15 protein-coding genes are annotated in these 21,910 nt (G+C 65.4%); 10 read left to right on the forward strand and 5 right to left on the reverse strand.

Translation table 11 applies throughout. The features are described from left to right. Positions 1-151 precede the first annotated feature (151 nt). The 4 genes from TZ03_RS00650 to TZ03_RS00665 are packed head-to-tail and all read left to right on the forward strand — an operon-like array spanning position 152 to position 5,749. On the forward strand, positions 152-2,062 hold the full coding sequence (locus TZ03_RS00650) for a sigma-54-dependent Fis family transcriptional regulator (RefSeq protein WP_051095017.1): 1,911 nt from the start codon (positions 152-154) through the stop codon (positions 2,060-2,062). Between the two features lies 1 nt (position 2,063). Next, positions 2,064-3,797: an ABC transporter ATP-binding protein gene (locus TZ03_RS00655; protein ID WP_051095024.1), complete on the forward strand. Its 1,734-nt coding sequence runs from the start codon at positions 2,064-2,066 to the stop codon at positions 3,795-3,797. Beyond that, entirely contained in the window at positions 3,787-4,464 is a 678-nt protein-coding gene (locus tag TZ03_RS00660) for a peptidase S8 and S53 subtilisin kexin sedolisin (RefSeq protein WP_051095026.1), read from the forward strand. Before TZ03_RS00655 ends, TZ03_RS00660 begins: the two co-directional genes overlap by 11 nt. Further along, positions 4,457-5,749 (forward strand): NAD(P)/FAD-dependent oxidoreductase, encoded by a 1,293-nt coding sequence (locus TZ03_RS00665; protein ID WP_051095028.1) that lies wholly within the window; start codon positions 4,457-4,459, stop codon positions 5,747-5,749. Before TZ03_RS00660 ends, TZ03_RS00665 begins: the two co-directional genes overlap by 8 nt. A 236-nt stretch (positions 5,750-5,985) precedes the next feature. On the opposite strand, the gene TZ03_RS00670 is transcribed toward TZ03_RS00665, so the two are convergent. Continuing rightward, the gene (locus TZ03_RS00670; RefSeq protein WP_051095031.1) at positions 5,986-7,299 is read right to left on the reverse strand and encodes a hypothetical protein; all 1,314 of its coding nucleotides are present in this window, start codon (positions 7,297-7,299) and stop codon (positions 5,986-5,988) included. Positions 7,300-7,433: 134 nt separating this feature from the next. Continuing rightward, complete coding sequence (locus TZ03_RS00675; protein ID WP_051095033.1) at positions 7,434-8,927, reverse strand: aldehyde dehydrogenase family protein; 1,494 nt, start codon at positions 8,925-8,927, stop codon at positions 7,434-7,436. Positions 8,928-9,517: 590 nt separating this feature from the next. On the opposite strand from TZ03_RS00675, the gene peaA reads away from it, so the two are divergent. From peaA to TZ03_RS00700, 5 genes are all read left to right on the forward strand, one after another. Continuing rightward, a complete protein-coding gene (gene peaA / locus TZ03_RS00680; protein ID WP_051095393.1) occupies positions 9,518-11,083 on the forward strand; it encodes a quinohemoprotein amine dehydrogenase subunit alpha in 1,566 nt (521 codons plus the stop codon). A gap of 49 nt (positions 11,084-11,132) precedes the next feature. After that, the gene (gene peaB, locus TZ03_RS00685; protein ID WP_051095036.1) at positions 11,133-12,563 is read left to right on the forward strand and encodes a quinohemoprotein amine dehydrogenase maturation protein; all 1,431 of its coding nucleotides are present in this window, start codon (positions 11,133-11,135) and stop codon (positions 12,561-12,563) included. Between the two features lies 1 nt (position 12,564). Further along, entirely contained in the window at positions 12,565-12,888 is a 324-nt protein-coding gene (gene qhpC, locus TZ03_RS00690) for a quinohemoprotein amine dehydrogenase subunit gamma (protein WP_051095044.1), read from the forward strand. A gap of 32 nt (positions 12,889-12,920) precedes the next feature. After that, on the forward strand, positions 12,921-14,042 hold the full coding sequence (peaD, locus tag TZ03_RS00695) for a quinohemoprotein amine dehydrogenase subunit beta (RefSeq protein WP_051095046.1): 1,122 nt from the start codon (positions 12,921-12,923) through the stop codon (positions 14,040-14,042). 138 nt (positions 14,043-14,180) lie between these two features. Then, positions 14,181-15,854, forward strand: coding sequence for a fatty acid CoA ligase family protein (locus TZ03_RS00700; RefSeq protein ID WP_051095049.1), 1,674 nt, complete (start codon positions 14,181-14,183; stop codon positions 15,852-15,854). Positions 15,855-15,983: 129 nt separating this feature from the next. On the opposite strand, the gene mobA is transcribed toward TZ03_RS00700, so the two are convergent. The 3 genes from mobA to TZ03_RS00715 all read right to left on the reverse strand — a co-directional run bounded on the left by mobA (position 15,984) and on the right by TZ03_RS00715 (position 20,936). Then, positions 15,984-16,559 (reverse strand): molybdenum cofactor guanylyltransferase MobA, encoded by a 576-nt coding sequence (gene mobA, locus TZ03_RS00705; RefSeq protein WP_051095051.1) that lies wholly within the window; start codon positions 16,557-16,559, stop codon positions 15,984-15,986. A gap of 61 nt (positions 16,560-16,620) precedes the next feature. After that, positions 16,621-19,749, reverse strand: coding sequence for an efflux RND transporter permease subunit (locus tag TZ03_RS00710; RefSeq protein WP_051095053.1), 3,129 nt, complete (start codon positions 19,747-19,749; stop codon positions 16,621-16,623). 11 nt (positions 19,750-19,760) lie between these two features. After that, the gene (locus tag TZ03_RS00715; protein ID WP_051095055.1) at positions 19,761-20,936 is read right to left on the reverse strand and encodes an efflux RND transporter periplasmic adaptor subunit; all 1,176 of its coding nucleotides are present in this window, start codon (positions 20,934-20,936) and stop codon (positions 19,761-19,763) included. Positions 20,937-21,207: 271 nt separating this feature from the next. On the opposite strand from TZ03_RS00715, the gene TZ03_RS00720 reads away from it, so the two are divergent. After that, entirely contained in the window at positions 21,208-21,909 is a 702-nt protein-coding gene (locus TZ03_RS00720; RefSeq protein ID WP_051095057.1) for a response regulator transcription factor, read from the forward strand. The last annotated feature ends 1 nt before the right edge of the window (position 21,910 follow it).

The following is a 21,910-nucleotide window of genomic DNA, read 5'->3' on the forward strand; positions in this document are numbered from 1 at the left end:
CCACACAGGGATTGCGCTTGCTTCATGGAGCATGCCCGGCCACCCCCAAAACCATCCACTACTAGATGACGCCCAGCCATTTCTCCCGCACACTGCGGAAAATTCCCAAGCCCGTTCCCCGCCACCTTGCGGGGCACAGCCGGAGTAGAAAATGGCGCGACAACTAATAACAAACGCCCACGACCCGCTGCACGAATCCCGCCAGGCCCGCCTCAAGCTGGCCAGCGAAGGCGAGCTGCCGCTGGGCATGCTGCGCGACGAGATCGACGCTTCCTGGCGGCGCAGCCTTGGCCATGGCCTGGATTGCCTGCAGGGCGAGCAGGTCGGCCTGGGCCTGGAGCAGGGCCATGACCTGCGCATGCTGCTGGAGCGCAACCGCCTGCTGGTCGACGCCGTTACCCCGGAACTGGACTACCTGGTCGCGCGCCAGGGCAAGGCCGGTATCGTCATCCTCGGCGATGCCCAAGCCAATGTGCTGGCCATCGAAGGGCAGAAGCACGTGCTGCAACGCGAAGGCTTGCGCGACCTGCACCCGGGCAGTTGCTGGAGCGAGTCGCTGCGCGGCACCAATGCCATCGGCACCGCCGTGGTAGAAGGCCGCCCGACGCTGATCAACTGCGGCGAACACTACCTCGACCGACTCAGTCCGTTCTCTTGCACATCCGTCCCCCTGCGCGACCCGCGTGGCGAGGTGATCGGTGTGCTCGACATCACCCGCGAAGGCGTGATGGCGCAGCCGCAGGACAGCCTGACGACGCTGATGCTGGCCGCCGGCAACATCGAAAGCCGCATGTTCGGCCTGTGCCATCCGGAGCAACTGGTGCTGGCCTTCCACAGCCGCCCGCAATACCTCAACAGTGGCTGGCATGGCCTGCTGGCGCTGAGCCTGGACGGGGAAGTGCTGGCCGCCAACGACAGCGCCTGCCAGTTGCTGCAGGTACCGCGTCATGAGCTGATTGGCCGGCGCAGCAGCGACCTGCTGGGGGAGCGCTCGCCTGCCTTCATCGCACGCCTGTGGCAGGGCGGGGTGAGCAGTGTGCAGACGGCCAAGGGCGAGTTCTACTTCCGTGCCCTGCAACTGCCGCGCCATGGCCGGATCAACGGCAGCACGCCAGCCAGCAAGCCGGCGCCGGGCAAGCAGTCGCTTGCACTCGACGCCCTGGCCGGTGGCGACCCGCGCTTGGCGCGCAACCTGCGCATGGCTCGTCAAGGCCTGGGCAATGGCCTTCCAGTACTGCTCTTGGGCGAGACCGGCACCGGCAAGGAAGTGGTCGCCCGGGCCCTGCACCAGGCCAGCCCGCGTGCGGAAAAACCCTTTGTGGCAGTCAACTGCGCGGCCATCCCCGAAGGCTTGATCGAGTCCGAACTGTTCGGCTATCGCGAGGGTGCGTTCACCGGTTCGCGCCGGGGCGGCATGGTCGGGCGGTTGATGCAGGCCCATGGCGGTACGCTGTTCCTCGACGAGATCGGCGACATGCCGCTGGCCCTGCAGGCGCGCCTGCTGCGGGTGCTGCAGGAGCGGCGGGTGGCACCGCTGGGAGCGGGTGACGAGCAAGACATCGACGTGGCGCTGATCTGCGCCACCCACCGCGACCTCAAGCGCCTGGTCCAGGAGCAACACTTTCGCGAAGACCTGTACTACCGGGTCAACGGTGTGTCGCTGCGCCTGCCGGCGCTGCGCGAACGTGACGACCTGGCCGCGATCATCCAGGGGCTGCTGGACAAGTCCGAGGCCCGTGGCGTGACCCTGGACCCGGCGCTGGCCGCGCTGCTCGAAGGCTTCGACTGGCCAGGCAACATCCGCCAGCTGGAGATGGTGGTGCGCACGGCGCTGGCCATGCGCGAGGATGGCGAGCAGGTGCTGACCCTCGACCACCTCACCGATTGCCTGCTGGACGAGCTGGCCAGCGGCACGACACCCTCTGGCAGCCTCAAGGACAACGAGCTGGAACTGATCCGCGGCGCCCTGGCGCGCCATCAGGGCAACGTATCGGCCGCAGCCGAGGCGCTGGGCATCAGCCGGGCGACGTTGTACCGCAAGCTCAAACAGTTGCGCGGCTGACGTGGGCGGCCTGTTCGCAAGGCTGGTGGAGTCCAGCGACCCTGTACTCATGCGCCAGGCATTAGCCTGGCTGTATGGTTTCGTGCGCCCGCATCGGCGCGCCATCGGCCTGTTGCTGGGCTTGTCGCTGGGCGCCTCGCTGCTGGCCCTGGCGCAACCCTGGCTGGTCAAGACGCTGATCGACGACGGGCTGCTGGCCAAGGACTACCAGACCCTCTGGCACATGGCGGCGATCATGATCGTTGCCGGCTTGCTCGGCACCGTGCTGGCTGGGGTGAACCGTTACCTGCATACGCGTTTGTCGGGGCGTATCCTGTTTGCCCTGCGTGATGACCTTTACCGTCACCTGCAGCAGCTGTCGCCGACGTTTTACGGGCGACGGCGCACTGGCGACATTCTTTCGCGGCTGGATGGCGATGTGGCGGAGATCCAGCGCTTTGCCGTGGACTCGTTGTTCTCGGCCGTGTCGGCAGTGATCGGTCTGGTGGGGGCAGTGACATTGATGCTGATGCTGTCGTGGCAGCTGTCGCTGTTGCTGGCGCTGCTGGTACCGATCGAAGTGCTGTGGCTGCGCTGGATGCGGCGCAAGGTGGAGCGCGAAGTGCGCAGCCTGCGTGAACGTTCGGCGGATGTGTCGTCGTTCCTGGTCGAGACGCTGCCAGCGATGAAGTTCATCCAGGCAACTGGTCAGCAGGGCCGCGAGGCGGGGCGCCTGGATCAGCTGGGCCAGGGCTACATGCGCCAGTTGCTGAAAGTGCAGGTAACCGAATTCTTCACCCAGGCCATCCCCGGCACGCTTACCTCGTGGTGCCGCGCCTGCGCGTTCCTGGTCGGCGGCTGGTGGGTGATCCAGGGTACCTGGCAGCTGGGTGCGCTGATCGCCTTTTCTACCTACATGGGCATGGCCGTCGGGCCGGTGCAGAGCCTGCTTGGCCTGTACGTGGCGGTGCAACGCATGGCAGTGAGCCTGGGGCGGGTGATGGAGCTGAAGCAGGAGGCGGTGGCCGTGCACCAGGCGGCCAACCCGCAACCCATACCCGGCGGCCCCGGTGAATTGCGCCTGGAGGCGCTGAGCTTCGCTCATGAAGGGCGCCAGGGCGCGGTACTGAATAACGTGCAGGTGTGCGTGCCGGGTGGACTCAAGGTGGCCATCAGCGGTGCCTCCGGGGTGGGTAAGTCGACCCTGATCGACCTGTTGCAGCGCTTTTACGACCCGGACGCCGGGCGCATCTTGCTGGACGGCACCGACCTGCGCGAGCTGGACTTGGCGGCGTTGCGCCGGCGTATCGCGGTGGTCAGCCAGGACATCGTGCTATTCCGTGGCACCCTGGCGCAGAACCTTGCTTATGGTGTGCCCGAGGCCAGTCGTGAAGAGCTGGAGCGAGTGGTACGCCTGGCGCGCTTGGACAGCCTGGTCGAAAGCCTGCCGCTGGGGCTGGACGGCCTGTTGGGCGAGCGCGGCCAGCAGCTGTCCGGTGGCCAGAAGCAACGCATCGCCATCGCCCGTGCCGTGCTGCAGGCCCCGGCGATTCTGGTGCTGGACGAAGCCACTTCGGCAGTCGACGAAGCCACCGAGCGCGAAGTGATCGCGGCCATCGACCAGCTGTTCGCCGGCCGCACGCGCATCTTGATCAGCCACCGCGTGTCGACCCTGGCCGATGCCGACCTGCATCTGCAGTTGCACGATGGCCAATTGAAGGTGCTGCCGCAGGAGGTAATCAGGCATGGCCACTGAGCTGCGCGTTGGCATCATCGACAGCGGCTGCTCGCCGGAGCAGGCCAGCGATTTGCTGGATTCACGCCGTTTCTGGCTGGAAGATGGCCAGTTGCGTGAAGGTGAAATGCTGCCCGACCAGCTAGGGCACGGCAGTGCGGTACTCACCGGCTTGCAGCGTGAGGCCGGGCCGGTGCCGGTGTTGATGGCCCAGGTATTCAGCGCCCAGGCCAGCACCAGCGCCTTGCAGGTGGCCGCCGCGCTGCTGTGGCTGGTGGAGGCGGGGGCGACGCTGGTCAACCTCAGCCTTGGCCTGCAGCAGGACCGCCCGGTTTTGCACCAGGCCTGCGCCGAGGCTCTGGCCGCAGGCGTGCTGCTGTGCGCTTCGAGCCCGGCACAAGGTGGGGCGGTGTACCCGGCCAGCTATGCCGGGGTGATCCGTGTCACCGGTGATGCCCGCTGTGCACCGGGCCAGTGGTCGTGGCTTGGCACTCGGCAGGCGGACTTTGGCGGTTATGTGGGGGCGGGCGGCAGGGCGGGGGCGAGCCTGGGCTGCGCGGCCCTTAGTGGCCGGATTGCCGCGTTGCTGCATGAGCAACCGGCCATGGACCGCCTGCAGGTGCATGACTGGTTGCGCCGCCATGCGGCGTTCACCGGTCCTGAGCGACGAGGTGCCAGCCATGTCTGAGCCATGCATCGTGGTGCTGGGCGCCGGCCCTGCGGGTGCCGCCACGGCCATTGGCTTGCGGCGCCTGGGCTACGCGGTCACGGTGGTATCCGAGTGGCGCCGGTTCGCAGCGGTCGAAGGGGTATCCCAGCGGGTGCTGGAAGGCTTGCGTCACGCAGGCCTTGGCGGTGCCTTGAGCCAGGCGGCCATGCCGGCTACCAGGCAAGTGCACTGGAACGGCCAGCACCTGCAGATGAACCAGGAGTTTCTGCTCGACCGACAACGGTTCGACCGGGTGCTGCGCGACGATCTTCGGCGTGCGGGCGTGAGCATGGTCGAGGGGCGCGTGCGTGAGGTGGTGCACGAGGGCTGTCATCGTGTTCGTCTGGACGATGGGCAGGTACTGGTCGCTGATTTTCTCGTCGAGGCCCGCGGCCGCCAGGCACCGCTGGCCGCAGACCGTTTGCGCGGGCCGGAAACGGTCAGCCTGCTGAATGTTTGGCAGGGTAGCCCCGACACACCAGCGTCGGCGGTGGAAAGCCTGGAGGATGGCTGGGCGTGGATGGCGCGGCTGGAAGATGGCCGCTGTTACTGGCAGGTTACCCTGGACGCCGCCGGGTTGCCGGGCAAGGCCGGCTTGGCTGACTACTGCGCGGCGCGGCGTGCCGGCAGTGCGCTGGTGGCCGAACTGTTCGATGCCCAGGCCCTGGTGCCGGCACAGGTGCATGCGCGCAGCAGTACCGCGATTCTGGCCGGTGAATGTGTCGGGCAGGACTGGATACGGGTGGGCGATGCCGCGATGGCGGTGGACCCGTTGTCAGGCAATGGGATTTTCCAGTCGCTGTCTTCGGCGCTGCAGGCGCCGGTGGTGATCAACACCTTGCTGCGCAGGCCCGAGCGGGCGGGGCTGGCGCGGCGGTTTCATCAGCAGCGGGTTGAGCAGCTGTTCTTGCGCTTTGCCCGGATTGGGCGGGACTTCTACGGCCAAGAGCAGAGCCGGGCGGGGCAGCCGTTCTGGGATCGGCGCCAGGGCTGGCCGGATGCGCAGCCGTTGCATCAGGCTGCGGATTGGCATGCGGTACGGGTCGAGCGGCGGCCTGTACTGCGTGATGGGCTGGTGGATGAGGCCGAGGTGGTGGTGACGGCGGACCAGCCGTTGGGGGTGTGGCATTTGCAGGGGGTGGAGCTGGCGCCTGTGGTGCGGGCGTTGCAGGATGATCGAGCACTTGAGGCAGTGTTGTCGGGCCGGCCGAAAGAACAGCAGATGATGGTGAGGCGGTGGTTGCGAGAACAGGGTTTGGCTTGAGATTGCCGGGGCCGCTTTGCGGCCCTTTCGCGACACAAGGCCGCTCCCACTTCGACCGCATAGGCCTCAAGCCCTGTGCAGTACCTGTGGGAGCTGGCTTGCCGGCGATGAGGCCAGTCCGGGCAATACAAGACAGTTGTTCCCACAGTTTATCGCACAAGCCTGAAGGGGCGCGCTGTCCTTGTGGGAGCGGCCTTGCGTCGCGATGGGCTGCAAAGCAGCCCCAGGATTTCAAATCAGAAGAAGGTCCCTACGATCAACTGCATATAGGTCCCGGTATCCCGCCCACCCAACTGCGTGCCACCATTGGCCGCACTGCGCTCCGGCTTGTAGAACCCCAGCACCGGGCTGATCAGCAGGTGGTCGTTGACCATCCATTCCACATACAGGTCCAGCTCGCGCCCGCCGAGGTTGCCCTGGTCGGTGTCCAGCGTGTCGAAGTCGAAGTACAGCGCGCCGACGGTCAGGTTGTCCCGTGGCTTGGCCTTCAGCCCCACATGGTGCACCTGGCTGTTGCTGTTGAACGGCCCGGCATAGTTGGCCGCCACTTCACCCTGGAACCAGGTGCCGTAGCCACGGCTCAGGCCGTAGAACAGCGGGTCGAAGTTTTCCGAGAAGCGGCTGTAGCGGTAGGTCGCGGTGGGTGACCAGGGCAGTTCGGAGAAGGTCCAGTTGCCCTCCAGGTACCAGGCGTTCTCGCGCCCGCCGGTCCTGTCCTGGGTCACGTACTCGGCGGCCAGTTCCAGGTCTTTCACACCCAGGTTGCCGCGCCCGCGCAGGCTGGCGGTGTCCATGCCGTCGCGGTGCTCCAGGCCCATGATCTGTGCGTAGCGTTGGTCCACATCGAGGCCGCGAATCCAGCTTACGCCCACGGTGCCGGCGTCGGCGACGTGTTCCAGGTTGGCCACCGCCAGCGAGGTGTCGGCCTGGTAGTGGTTGTCGGACTTCAGCCACATCAGGTCGCCGCGCCAGCCTTGGTTGCCACCCAGGCGCAGTACCGCCGTGCGGTCGAAGGCCTTGCGCGCGGCCAGGTAATAGGCGCCGCCGCGGTCGAAGTTGGCACCCAGGTCGACCTTGCCCAGGTTGACCGGGTCGCCCTGGATCAGAAAACCGTCACCCAGGGTTACCAGCTGGCGCCCGCCGGAAATATCCACGCCGTCCTCGCCCAGGGCGGGGAACAGATTGGCCGAGCGCCAGCCCAGGTACAGGTCTTCGACAGCGGTGCGGCGCTCGTCGCCCAGGGTCAGGCCGGCGGCATCGCCGTCGCCCCAGGTGGCGGAGCTGACCAGGTTGAAGGCGCCATAGAGCGTGCCGGTATCAGCCAGGGCCTGGCTGGCGCTGAGGCCATATTTGACGTAGCCCTCTTGCCAGGCCGTGCTGCCGGGCTGGCGGTTGCCGGCCTGGTCGAAGCTTTCGTCGCTGTGGAATACGCCGAACAGGGCTTCGAGGTCGGCGTTGAGGGTGGTGCCGTTTTGGTTGTACAGCTCGTAGGCTTGGGTGACGGGTGCAGCGAACAGCAGGGCCAATGTGCAGGCGAGTGTGTGCCTCATGGTGTACTCCATGTTTTTGTTGTTTTTGGATTGCCTGTGCTGGCCTCTTCGCGGGCAAGCCCGCTCCTACAAAGGAATGCGATACCTGATGTAGGAGCGGGCTTGCCCGCGAAAGGGCCGGACCAGGCTGAAGATCAGAGCTTGATCAACACCGACTTGAGCTCGGTGTAGTGCTCGATGGCAGCCGCACCCATCTCGCGGCCGACGCCAGACATCTTGTAGCCACCAAACGGCAGCGCCGGGTCCAGCGCACTGTGGCAGTTGACCCACACCGAGCCCGACTTGATGCGCGGGATCATGCGGTGCACGGCGGCCAGGTCGTTGGACCAGATGCTCGCCCCGAGGCCATAGGGGTTGTCGTTGGCCATGCCGATCACTTCGTCGATGTCATCGAACGGCATCGCCACCAGCACCGGGCCGAAGATTTCTTCCTGCACCAGGCGGTGGCGCTGGTCGACATCGACGATCACCGTCGGCTTGACGAAGTAGCCCGGGCCGAAGCCTTCGCCACCGCAGGCAATGGTCGCGCCCAGTTCGCGGCCCAGTTCGATGTAGCCGGTGACGCGGTCCTGTTGCTTGGCCGAGATCAGCGGGCCCATTTGCACCGCCGGGTCCAGCCCGCTGCCCAACTTCATGCCGTTGGCGATGCTGGCGATGTCGGCCACTACGTTGTCGAAGTGCTTGCGGTGCACATACAACCGCGAGCCTGCGCAGCACACCTGGCCCTGGTTGAAGAAGATCGCGGTGGCCGCGCCGGCGGCGGCTTCCTGCAGGTTGGCGTCGGGCATGACGATGGTCGGCGACTTGCCGCCGAGCTCCAGGGTAACGCGGGTCATGTTGTCCATGGCAGCCTTGCCGATCAGCTTGCCGACCTCGGTGGAGCCGGTGAAGGTCAGCTTGTCCACGCCAGGGTGGCGGCTGAGCGCGGCGCCGGCATTCAGGCCGGTACCGGTGACCACGTTGAACACGCCCGCCGGGTAGCCGGCTTCGTCTACCAACTCTGCCAGCTTGAGCACGCTCAGCGGGGTTTCATCAGCGGGCTTGAGCACCACGGTGCAGCCGGTGGCCAGGGCTGGGCCAAGCTTCCAGCAGGCCAGCAGCAGCGGGAAGTTCCAGGCGACGATGGCGCCGACCACGCCGACCGCCTCACGGCGCACGAAACCATGGAACTGGTCATTGGGCATCAACGGCATCGAGGCCTCGACGGTGCTACCCTCGATCTTGGTAGCCCATCCCGCCATGTAGCGCAGGAAGTCGATGGCCAGTTGCACGTCCATCACCTGGGCCACGGCGGCGCTCTTGCCGTTGTTCAGGCATTCCAGTTCCGCCAGCTGCCGGGCGTCGCGCTCCATCAGGTCGGCGAGGCGCCACAGCAGGTTCTGCCGTTCACGTGGGCGCAGGCGGCTCCATGGCGAGTCGTCGAAGGCCTGACGTGCGGCGCGTACGGCACGGTCGACATCTTCGGCCTCGGCGGCGGGCACTTCCCCCAGAACCTCGCCGGTGGCCGGGTTGCGGAACGAGAGGGTGCGACCGCTGGCGGCGTCCTGCCAGTCGGCGCCGATGCGCATCTTCAGCTTGCGTTCGAGAAAGGCGCGGGTGGCGGGCAGGATGGGCAGTTCGGAAAGCATGGGGCTGTGCCTCTTGTCATTGGATGTGACGGGCACTGGCGCAATGGCCGTGCCAAGGTCGGTAGATGGCCGCAAGGCATTGAGTGGGTTGAGTTTTGTCTTGATGCAGGGTTGCGATTGCAGGGTTGCGCTGTTGCACATTGAGACGCTGTGAGACGGTGGTGAAACAGTGGCTTTCAAGGGCCAATCGCCGGCAAGCCAGCTCCCACCTCGACCGCATAGGCCTCAAGCCCTGTGCAGTACCTGTGGGAGCCGGCTTGCCGGCGATGAGGCCAGTCCAGGCAATACAAGACAGTTGCTCCCACAGGTTAACCACTGTCTTGAATACCTGTGCTGTACCTGTGGGAGCGGGCAAGCCCGCGAAGGCCTGCGCAGCAGGCCCCTGTCTCAGGATGAAACACCCTGTCGCGAAATGGCACGCTGCAATTGACCATCCTTGTTGGCAGTAAATCCCGGAAAACCAGCTAAAAGGTTGAAAGGAAACGCTTTTACAGCACCTGGCACAGTTCCTGTATCGCAACCGTCACATGCACACCTGCTGTACCAAAGCGTGCGAAAACGATAAGAACAACAACCGTGGAGGTCTGACCTTGAAGACGACTCGACTCCGGCGGCATGCGGGCAAACTGGCGCTGGTCGCCGCCGCGCTGCTGAGCACCCAGGCCATGGCGGCCGAGCAGGGCCCGAGCCTGTTGCAGAACAAGTGCATGGGGTGCCATATCCCCGAAGGCAACGATACCTACAGCCGCATCAGCCACCAGCGTAAAACGCCGGAAGGCTGGCTGATGAGCATCGCCCGCATGCAGGTGATGCACGGCTTGCAGATCAGTGATGACGACCGTCGCACCCTGGTCAAGTACCTGGCCGACAAGCAAGGCCTGGCGCCCAGCGAGACCGATGGCGTGCGCTACGCCATGGAGCGCCGGCTCAATACCGTCGAGCACTTCGACACCCAGCTTAGCGAGACCTGTGGCCGCTGCCACTCCGGTGCCCGCGTCGCCTTGCAACGGCGCCCGGCCAAGGAATGGGAACATCTGGTCAACTTCCACCTCGGCCAATGGCCGTCCCTCGAATACCAGGCCCAGGCGCGTGACCGCGACTGGCTGCCGATCGCCCTGCAGCAAGTGGTGCCCGAGCTGGCCAAGCGTTACCCGCTGGAAAGCGCCGCCTGGGCCGAATGGCAGAAGGCCAAGCCCAAGGCCGACACGCTGCCGGGGCAGTGGGCGTTCAGCGGCCATATGCTGGCCAAGGGCGATGTACGTGGGCTGATGAGTGTCACGGCCGAGCAGGGCGATACCTTCAAGGTCGAGGTCAAGGGCAGCTATGCCGACGGCACGCCGTTCAACGGCAGCGGCACGGCGATCCTCTACAACGGCTATGAATGGCGCGGCAACGTCAAGGTCGGTGATGCCAACCTGCGCCAGGTGTTCGCGGCGCTGGATGGCGAAATGCAAGGCCGCATGTTCGAGGCCGAGCACGATGAGCGTGGCCTGGACTTCACCGCGGTGAAGGAGGGCAAGGCTCGCCTGCTGGCGGTGCAGCCAGCGTTCATCAAGGCCGCTGGCGAAAGCGAGATCACCCTGGTCGGCAGCGGCCTGTCCGGCAAGCCTGACCTGGGCGCCGGGGTGGAAGTGACCGAAGTGCTGGAGCAGACCCCGACCCTGGTGCGGGTCAAGGCCCGTGCCGCGGCCGATGCCAAGCCTGGCCAGCGCGAGGTCGCGGTGGGCACGCTCAAGGGCGCAAGCCTGGTGGTCTACGACAAGGTCGAGGAAGTCAAGGTAGTGCCGGCGTTCTCCATCGCCCGCATCGGTGAGAACGGCGCTTCGGTGCCGAAGGTGCAGGGCCGCTTCGAAGCCGAAGCCTGGGGCAAGGACGCCGATGGCCAGCCGCTGCGAATCGGTTACCTGCCGGCCAGCTGGAAGGTCGAGCCGTTCAACGAGCGTGCGGTCGAGGACGACGACGTCAAGTTCGCCGGGCAGATGCAGGCCGATGGCGTGTTCGTGCCAGGCGGTGCCGGCCCTAACCCTGCGCGCAAGATGATGACCAACAACGCCGGCAACCTGAAGGTCATCGCCACCTTGGCCGACGGCGGCCAGACCGGCGAAGGGCACATGATCGTCACCGTACAGCGCTGGAACAACCCGCCGCTGCCGTAACGGCAGCTTGCGATGTGTTCTCCAACGGATCGATTATCGGGAGGTCGCCATGGGCGCACTACTGAACCTGGTCGAACGCAACCTGCATGAAGTGCAGGTCGATGCCGACCGCATGCTGTTCCATATCCCCAGCAGTTCGCTGTTCACCACCGACGCGGTGACCGGCGGTATCATCGACACCCTGCGCCAGCAAGGCTGCTCGGCCGAGGAGCTGATGCAGCGCCTTGGCCAACAGTTCGCCGGCAGCGATATCCAGGACACCCTGCGCGAGCTGATCGCGCTGGAGCTGGTCAGTGACGGCTCGCCACTGACCCCGGAAATCGCCCTCAAGCAGGTCGAGCGCACCGCGCTGAACACCGTGGTGCTCAACGTCAACACCGGCTGCAACCTCAGTTGCACCTATTGCTACAAGGAAGACCTGGACAAGCCGTCAGCGGGCAAGAAGATGAACACCGCCACCGCCGAAGCCTCGGTGGAGATGCTGCTCAAGGAGTCGCCCGACGAGCAGCGCTACAGCGTGGTGTTCTTCGGTGGCGAGCCGCTGTCCAACCGGCCGTTGATCGAGCACATGGTGGCCTACTGCGAGCGGCGTTTCGCCGAGGCGGGCAAGCAGGTGGAATTCATCATGACCACCAACGCCACGCTGCTCACCGAAGAGATCATCGACTGGCTCAATGCCCACCGCTTTGGCCTGTCGATCAGCATCGACGGCCCCAAGACCGTGCACGACCGCAACCGCATCACCGTGGGCGGGCAGGGCACCTATGACGTGGTGCGGCGCAAGGCCGACCTGCTGCTGTCGCGCTACACCAGCCGCCCGGTGGGCGCGCGGGTGACGCTGACCCGTGGCATCACCGACGTCGAGACCATCTGGGATCACCTGTTCAACGAGTTGGGCTTCGCCGAAGTAGGCTTTGCCCCGGTCACCTCCGGCGACATGGCCAACTTCAACCTCACCGGTGACGAGCTGGTGCAGGTGTTCGCCAACATGAAGGCGCTGGGCCGGCGTTACCTGGAAGCGGCGCTGGAGCACCGCAACATCGGCTTCTCCAACCTGCACCAGCTGATCACCGACATCCACGAAGGCCACAAGAAGGCCCTGCCGTGCGGTGCCGGGCTGAAAATGCTGGCAGTGGACCACGAGGGCGAGTTGAACCTGTGCCACCGCTTCACCGGCTCCAGCCTGCCGACCTTTGGCAACGTGCACCAGGGTGTGAAGCAGGCGCAGCTCAACGACTTCCTGTCGCAGCGCCTGGACCGCAGCAACACCGGCTGCGACAGCTGCCGCATCCGCAACCTGTGCTCCGGCGGCTGCTACCACGAAAGCTACGCCCGCTACGGCGACCCGCAGCACCCGACCTACCACTATTGCGAACTGATGCGCGACTGGGTCGACTTCGGCATCGAAGTCTACAGCCGCATCATGGCCGCCAACCCGGCCTTCATCGATCGCTACATCACCCCGCGGAAGGCGCACTGACATGAAGCACTTGAAGCCCCTGAACAACAAGGCGCGCATCCTCGAGCAGGCCGCCGCCGAAGACCGCGTCGAAGAAGTCATGGCCATGAGCGCGGTGGCCGGCTGCACCGCCACCACCGACCCGGGCTGGGAAGTGGACGCTTTTGGTGGCGTCAGTTCGCTGTGCCAGCCGATGGAGGCCGACCTGTATGGCTGCTCCGACCCTTGCTGGTGGCCAGCCCAGGTGCCGGACATGATGAGCACCTACCAGGACTGGAACGCCCAGGCGAGCAACTCCGCGGACGACTGGCGCAACCTCGGCACCGTGTTCCCGAAAGACAAGTGACCGGCCCAACAAGAATGACAAGGGGAAACCGCATGAAAGCTGGACGCTGCGCGCAACTCGCGCTCACCATCGCCGCCACGGCCTGCGCCGGGCTGGTACAGGCCGACGACACTGGGCCGGCGCTGAAGGCTGGTCACGAATACATGATCGTGACCAACTACCCGAACAACCTGCATGTGGTCGACGTGGCCAGTGACACGGTCTACAAGAGCTGCGTCATGCCCGACAAGTTCGGCCCCGGCACCGCGATGATGGCGCCGGACAACCGCACCGCCTATGTGCTCAATAACCACTACGGCGACATCTACGGCATCGACCTGGACACCTGCAACAACACCTTCCACGCCAACCTGTCCAGCGTGGCGGGTGAAGTCGGCAAGTCGATGTATTCGTTCGCCATCAGCCCGGACGGCAAGGAAGTGTATGCCACGGTCAACCCGACCCAGCGCTTGAATGACCACTACGTGGTCAAGCCACCACGGCTGGAGGTGTTCAACACTGCCGATGGCCTGCAGGCCAAGCCGGTGCGCACCTTCCCGATGCCGCGCCAGGTGTACCTGATGCGCGCGGCGGACGATGGCAGCCTGTATGTCGCCGGGCCGGACATCTACAAGATGGACGTGAAGACTGGCAAGTACACCGTGGCCTTGCCGCTGCGCAACTGGAACCGCGAAGGCTACAGCGCCCCGGACGTGCTGTATTTCTGGCCGCACCAGAACCCGCGCCACGAGTTCTCGATGCTGTACACCATCGCCAAGTTCAAGGATGAAAAGCAGGACCCGAACGAGGCCGAGTTGCTGTACGGCTACCTGAGCGTCGACCTGCAGACCGGCAAGACCCATACCCAGGAGTTCGCCGACCTGACCGAGCTGTACTTCACCGGCCTGCGCTCACCCAAGGACCCGAACCAGATCTACGGCGTGCTCAACCGCCTGGCCAAGTACGACATCAAGCAGCGCAAGCTGATCAAGGCGGCGAATCTGGACCACACTTACTATTGCGTGACCTTCGACAAGAAGGGCGACAAGCTGTACCTGGGCGGCACCTTCAACGACCTGGCGGTGTTCAACCCGGATACGCTGGAGAAAGTGAAGAACATCAAGTTGCCGGGTGGTGACATGTCGACCACTACGCCGCAGGTGTTCATCCGTTAAATCGGTGTGTGGTTCTTCGCGGGCTCGCCCGCTCCCACAGGTACAGCGCAGATTCCGAATGCTGTGATATTCCTGTGGGAGCGGGCGAGCCCGCGAAGAGGCCGGTACAAACTACACAAGAACAACAAGAGAACGCCCATGCCCCAGCCAAGCTATTCCCAGGGCAACCCAGACAAAGCCCTGCTCAGTCAATGCATCGGCGACGCCTTCGACACCACCGTCGCCCGCTTCCCGGACCGCGAAGCCCTGGTGGTCTGCCACCAGGCCCTGCGCTACACCTGGCGGCAACTGGCCGAAGCCGTCGACCAGCACGCCCGTGCATTGATGGCGCTGGGCGTGCAACCCGGCGACCGTCTGGGTATCTGGGCACCCAATTGCGCCGAGTGGTGCATCACCCAGTTCGCCAGCGCCAAGGTCGGCGCGATCCTGGTCAACATCAACCCCGCCTACCGCTCCAGTGAGCTGGACTACGCCCTCGGCCAATCCGGCTGCCGCTGGGTGATCTGCGCCGACGCGTTCAAGACTTCCGATTACCATGCCATGTTGCTGGGCCTGGTCCCGGGGCTAGCAAACGGCCAGCCGGGTGCCTTGACCTGCGAGCGCTTCCCCGAGCTGCGTGGCGTGGTCAGCCTGGCCGCCGCGCCACCGCCGGGCTTCCTCGCCTGGCAGGAACTGCAGGCCCGTGCCGCGGCCGTGAACCATGAAGCCCTGGCCGAGCGCCAGGCGCAACTGCGCTGCGACGAGCCGATCAACATCCAGTACACCTCGGGCACTACCGGCTTCCCCAAGGGCGCCACCCTCAGCCACAGCAACATCCTCAACAACGGCTACATGGTCGGTGAAAGCCTCGGCTTGACCGAGCACGACCGGCTGGTGGTGCCGGTGCCGCTGTATCATTGTTTCGGCATGGTCATGGCCAACCTTGGCTGCATGACCCACGGCAGCACCCTGATCTACCCCAACGATGCCTTCGACCCGCTGGCCACGCTGCGCGCGGTGGCGGAGGAAAAGGCCACTGCGTTGTATGGCGTACCGACCATGTTCATCGCCGAACTGGACCACCCGCAGCGCGGCGAATTCGACCTGTCCAGCCTGCGTACCGGGATCATGGCCGGCGCTACCTGCCCGATCGAGGTGATGCGCCGGGTGATCGGCGAGATGCACATGGCCGAGGTGCAGATTGCCTACGGTATGACCGAGACCAGCCCGGTGTCGCTGCAGACCGCTGCCACCGATGACCTGGAACGCCGCGTGACCAGCGTCGGGCGCACCCAGCCACGGCTGGAGAACAAGGTGATCGATGCCGACGGCAACAGCGTGCCGCGCGGCGAAATCGGCGAGCTGTGCACGCGCGGCTACAGCGTGATGCTGGGCTACTGGAACAACCCCAAGGCCACGGCCGAAAGCATTGATGAAGATGGCTGGATGCACACTGGCGACCTGGCGGTGATGGACGAGCAGGGCTATGTGCGTATTGTCGGGCGCAGCAAGGACATGATCATCCGAGGCGGCGAGAACATCTACCCGCGTGAGCTGGAAGAATTCTTCTTCACCCACCCGGCGGTGGCCGATGTGCAGGTGATTGGCGTGCCGTGCAGCAAGTATGGCGAAGAGATCGTCGCCTGGGTGCGGCTGCATCCGGGGCATGTGGCCAGCGAGGAGGAACTGCGCGAGTGGGCGAAGGCACGGATCGCGCACTTCAAGGTGCCCAGGTACTTCCGCTTCGTCGATGAGTTCCCGATGACGGTGACCGGCAAGGTGCAGAAGTTCAGGATGCGCGAGATCAGTATCGAGGAGCTTTCTGCCAATTGATGCATGGGCAGTGCCGGCCTCTTCGCGGGCTTGCCCGCTCCCACAGGTACTGCGCAGGCCTTGAAAACAGTGGAAACCCTGTGGGAGCGGGCAAGCCCGCGAAGAGGCCGGTGCAGATAGCAGGTAATCTCAGCCTTGCAGCAGCTCCGGGCTGTTGAAATTGCTCAACCGATGATCCCCCTCGGTGCATTCCAGCCCTTGCACCGCTTCGCGCAACAAGGCCTTCTGCAAACTCCGCTCACCCTCTGCCCAAGCCTGCTCCAGCAGCGGCAACAGCCGGCGTGGCAGCACGCTGAACATCGGCTGCCAGTAGCCGCCCTGGCGCACCATCGCTGCGCTGTCACTCGCCACCGCCAACCGCAGCAGGCCTTCGATCAAGGCCCGGTCAACCAGCGGCGCATCGCAGGCCAGCAGCACCACCCAGTCATGCCGTGCCACCCGCAGCCCGGCAATCACCCCCGCCAGCGGCCCGGGGAAGTCCGCCTCGGCATCGCCCACCAACTGGTCGGCATACGCCCGGTAGGCCTCCTGGTTACGGTTGCAGGAAATCACCAGGTCATCGCTCAACGGCCGTACCACACGATGAATGTGGGCAACCAGCGGTTCGCCTCGCCAGTCGACCAGGCCCTTGTCGCGGCCGCCCATGCGCTGGCCGCGGCCACCGGCAAGAATGAGGATGGAACAGGAGGACAATGCATCAGGCATGAAAAAGGGTTCCGGGCAGTCATTGCCGGGAACCCTCCCATTTCCTGCTGGGCTTGTCCACTCAGCTTTCGCTGGTCACTGGGGCCGTGTTGGCATCAGGCACCTGGCGGCGGCCGGACATGCGCATCACCACCACGAAGAACACCGGCACGAACACCACCGCCAGGGTAGCGCTGAGCATGCCGCCGATCACCCCGGTGCCGATCGCCTGCTGGCTGGCCGAGCTGGCGCCGCTGGCGATGGCCAGCGGTACCACGCCAAGGATGAACGCCAGCGAGGTCATCACGATCGGCCGCAGGCGCAGGCGCGCGGCCTGCACCGCGGCATCGGCGGCATCGACGCCCTGGTCGACCAGGCTCTTGGCGAACTCGATGATCAGGATGGCGTTCTTCGCCGACAGGCCGATCAGGGTGATCAGGCCGACCTTGAAGAACACATCGTTGGGCATGCCGCGCAGGGTCACGGCCAGCACTGCACCAAGTACCCCGAGCGGCACCACCAGCAGCACTGCGGTCGGGATCGACCAGCTTTCGTACAGCGCCGCCAGGCACAGGAACACCACCAGCAACGACAGCGCCATCAGCATCGGCGCCTGGCTGCCGGACAAGCGTTCCTGCAGCGACAGGCCGGTCCATTCCAGGCCGGCGCCGGCTGGCAACTGCGCCACCAGGCGTTCGATTTCGGCCATGGCCTCGCCCGAGCTGTAGCCGGCCGCCGGCTCGCCAGAAATCGACACCGCCGGGTAGCCGTTGTAGCGGGTCAGTTGCACCGGGCCGCTGACCCACCTGGCCTGGACGAATGCGCCCAGTGGCACCATCTTGCCGCTGTTGTTGCGCACGTGGATCTTCAGCAGGTCTTCGACCTGGCTGCGCTGGTCGCCTTCGGCCTGCACCACCACCCGCTGCATGCGGCCCTGGTTGGGGAAGTCGTTGACGTAGCTGGAGCCCACCGCCACATCTAGCACCGTGCCGATATCGGCGAACGACACACCCAGGGCGTTGGCCTGGCGGCGGTCGATTTCCAGCTGCACCTGTGGGCTTTCCGCCAGTGAGGCTTCGCGCACGTTGTTCAGCACCTTGCTCTTGCCGGCATTGGCCAGCAGCGCGTCGCGTGCGGCCATCAGCTCGGTGTGGCCCATGCCGCCGCGGTCCTGCAGGCGGAACTCGAAACCGGTCGACTCGCCCAGACCGTCGATTGGCGGTGGCAGCACGGAGTAGGCCACGGCGTCCTTGAGCTGGGTGAAGGCCAGGGTCGCGCGGTCGGCGATCGACTGGGCACTGTCGTCGGCGCCGCGTTCGGACCAGTCCTTGAGCGTGGTGAAGGCCAGCGCCGCGTTCTGCCCGCTGCCGGAAAAACTGAAGCCGAGGATCAACGTGGTGTTGCCTACCCCTGGTTCTTCGGCGTTGTGCGCCTCGATCTGCGCGGCCACCTGTTCGGTACGCATGCGGCTGGCGCCTGGCGGCAGCTGGATGTCGGTGATGGTGTAGCCCTGGTCTTCGGTGGGCAAGAACGCCGTGGGCAATTGGCTGAAGCCATAGCCCAGTACCGCCAGCAATACCGCGTACACCAGCAGGTAGCGACCGCTGCGCTTGAGTGCCTGCACTACCCAGCGCTGGTAGCCGTTGCTCATGTCCTCGAAGCGCCGGTTGAACCAGCCGAAGAAGCCTTTGCGGTGGTGATGTTCGCCCTTGGCCAACGGTTTGAGCAGGGTGGCGCACAGTGCCGGGGTCAGGCTGAGGGCGAGAAACGCCGAGAACAGGATCGATACCGCCATCGACAGCGAGAACTGCTGGTAGATCACCCCCACCGAGCCTTGCATGAAGGCCATGGGCAGGAACACCGCCACCAGCACCAGGGTGATGCCGACGATCGCCCCGCTGATCTGGCCCATGGCCTTGCGTGTGGCCTCCTTGGGCGGCAGGCCTTCCTCGGTCATGATCCGCTCGACGTTTTCCACCACCACGATGGCATCGTCGACCAGGATGCCGATGGCCAGGACCATGCCGAACAGGGTCAGCACGTTGACCGAGAAGCCCATGGCCAACATGACGGCGAAGGTGCCCATCAGCGCCACTGGCACCACCAGGGTCGGGATCAGCGTGTAGCGCAGGTTCTGCAGGAACAGGAACATCACCGCGAACACCAGCAGCATGGCTTCGAACAGGGTGTTGATGACCTGTTCGATCGACACCTTGACGAACGGCGAGGTGTCGTAGGGTATGTCGTACTTGACGCCTTCCGGGAAGTAGCGCGCCAGCTCCTGCATTTTCGCCCGCACCAGGGTGGCGGTTTCCATGGCGTTGGCACCCGGCGACAGCTGCACGCTGAAGGCGGTGGCCGGCTTGCCGCTCAGGCGGGTGCCGTACTGGTATTCCTGGGCGCCGATCTCGACCCGGGCGACATCACCGATGGTGACCGTGGAGCCATCCGGGTTGGCGCGCAGGACAATGGCGGCGAACTCCTCAGGGGTGCTCAACTGGCCCTTGACCACCACGTTGGCGGTGATTTCCTGGGTGCTACGGCTGGGCAGGTCGCCGATGCTGCCAGGGGCGACCTGGGCGTTCTGCGCGGCGATGGCCTCGGCCACGTCGTTGGGCGTGAGGTTGAAGCCGATCAGCTTGCGCGGGTCGATCCAGATGCGCATGGCACGTTCCGAACCGTACAGCTGGGCCTTACCGACGCCCTTGAGGCGGCGGATTTCGTCCATCACGTTGCGCGCGAGGATGTCCGCCAGGGCGGTTTCGTCGAGCTTGCCGTCCGCGGAGGTGAGGGTGGCCAGCAGCAGGAAGCCGGTGGACACCTTTTCCACCTGCAGGCCTTGCTGGGTGACCGGGCGCGGCAGGCGCGACTCGACCACCTTCAGGCGGTTCTGCACATCGACCTGGGCCAGGTCCGGGTTGGTGCCCGGGGCGAAGGTAGCGGTGATGGTGGCGCTGCCCAGGCTGCTCTGCGACTCGAAGTACAGCAGGTTGTCGGCACCGTTGAGCTCCTGCTCGATCAGGCTGACCACGCTTTCGTCCATGGTCGCCGCCGAGGCGCCCGGGTACACGGCGTAGATTTCCACCTGCGGTGGGGCCACGTTGGGGTACTGGGCCACTGGCAGTTGCGGGATGGCCAAGGCACCGGCCAGCAGGATGAACAGCGCGACCACCCAGGCGAACACCGGGCGGTCGATGAAAAATTGCGGCATGGATCAGGCCCTCACTGGCCAGTGTGCTGTGCGATGGGCGGAGCCCCTGAGGCGTTGTCGACCTGCACCTGGTCACCGGCCTTGACGTGCTGCAGGCCCTCGACCACCACCCGCTCGCCGGGGGCCAGGCCCTCGCTGACGATCCAGCGGTCGCCCTGGGCGCTGCCCAGTACTACCTGGCGGTCGCTGACCCGAGCCTGCTGGTCGACCACCAGCACCTTGGGCACGCCGGCGCTGTCCCGCAGGATGGCCCGCTGCGGCACGCTCAGGCCCTTGGGCTGCACGGCCTGTTCCAGGCGCACACGTACGTAGCTGCCGGGCAGCAGGTCGAGGTCCGGGTTGGGGAACTCGCTGCGCAGGGTGATCTGGTTGGTGCTGGGGTCGACGCTGATGTCGGAGAACAGCAGCTTGCCTGGCAGCGGGTAGGCGCTGTCATCGTCCTGGATCAGCGTGGCGCGGGCCTGGCCGTCGCCCACCTGCTGCAGCTCGCCGGCTCGCAGGGCGCGGCGCAGGGCGTTGAGCTCGCGGGTCGATTGGGTGACGTCCGCATGGATCGGGTCCAACTGCTGGATGGTCGCCAGCGGGGTGCTCTCGTTCTGCCCGACCAGCGCGCCTTCGGTGACCTGGGCACGGCCTATACGGCCGGAAATCGGTGCGGTCACGGTGGCGTAGCCGAGGTTCAGTCGGGCCCGCTCCAGGGCCGCCTTGGCTTCGGCAACTGCGGCATCGGCCTGCAGGAAGCTGGCCTTGGCGTTGTCGTATTCCTGGCGGCTGACGGCCTTGTCGGCGACCAGCTCGCGGTAGCGCTGCTCTTGCAGGCGCGCCTGGTACCGGGTGGCTTCGGCCTTGGCCAGGGTGGCGCGGGCGCTGTCGTGGTCGGCCTTGAACGGCGCCGGGTCGATCAGGAACAGTACATCGCCCTGTTTGACGTCGCTGCCTTCACGGTACACCCGCTTGAGCACCACGCCGGCGACCCGCGCGCGCACTTCTGCGGTACGCGGGGCCAGGATGCGGCCACTGAGTTCGCTGCTGATGGCCAAGGGCTGCAGTTGCAGGGTTTCCACCCGTACTTGCGGGGTGGGTGCCTGTTCGTCTTGCTCGGCGCTGTCGCCGCAGCCGGCCAGGGACAGGCTCAGAAACGCCAGAAGCGCCACTGGGCGCAGGCGAAGGGAGAGGGTAGTAGGCATGCGGATCTTCCGATGATGACCGGGTATATGCTACGGCAGGCATTGCTGGGCGGCTGTTAATACCTGTAGGGCGAGTGTGAAAAAATGTGAAGAACAAGCCTGTGGTGTTGCAGTGTTCTATATCCTGAGTATTCCTGTGCCGGCCTCTTCGCGGGCTTGCCCGCTCCCACAAGGACCGCACAGTATCTGAAATCTGTGCTGTACCTGTGGGAGCGGGCAAGCCCGCGAAGAGGCCGGCAAGGTCCAACACAACCTAGATTCCCAAGCACCTATGCCGAATATTCTCCTGGTCGAAGACGACAGCGCCCTGTCCGAGTTGATCGCCAGCTACCTGCAACGCAACGACTTCCACGTCCAGGTGATCGCCCGTGGCGATCATGTGCTGGACGAGTACCGCCGGCAAAAGCCCGACCTGGTCATCCTCGATCTGATGTTGCCGGGTATCGATGGCCTGCAGCTGTGCCGCCTGCTGCGCCAAGAGTCGCAGAGCCTGCCGATCCTGATGCTGACTGCCCGCGACGACAGCCATGATCAGGTACTGGGCCTGGAAATGGGCGCCGATGACTATGTGACCAAACCCTGCGAACCGCGTGTGCTGCTGGCTCGCGTGCGCACCCTGCTGCGCCGCAGCAGCGTCAACGAGCCGCGCCTGGACAATGACCTGATCCTGATCGGTGGCCTGCGCATCGACCTGGCCGAGCGCACGGTCAGCTGGCGCGGCGAAGAAGTGGAACTGTCCAGCGGCGAGTACAACCTGCTGGTGGTACTGGCACGCAATGCCGGCGAAGTGCTGAACCGCGACCGCATCCTGCAGCAGCTGCGTGGCATCGAGTTCAACGGCACCGACCGCTCGGTGGACGTGGCCATCTCCAAGCTGCGGCGCAAGTTCGACGATAATGCCGGTGAAGCGCGCAAGATCAAGACCGTCTGGGGCAAGGGCTACCTGTTCAGCCGTGTCGAGTGGGAGTGCTGAC

This window comes from Pseudomonas sp. 10-1B, assembly GCF_000935045.1.
Lineage (GTDB): Bacteria > Pseudomonadota > Gammaproteobacteria > Pseudomonadales > Pseudomonadaceae > Aquipseudomonas.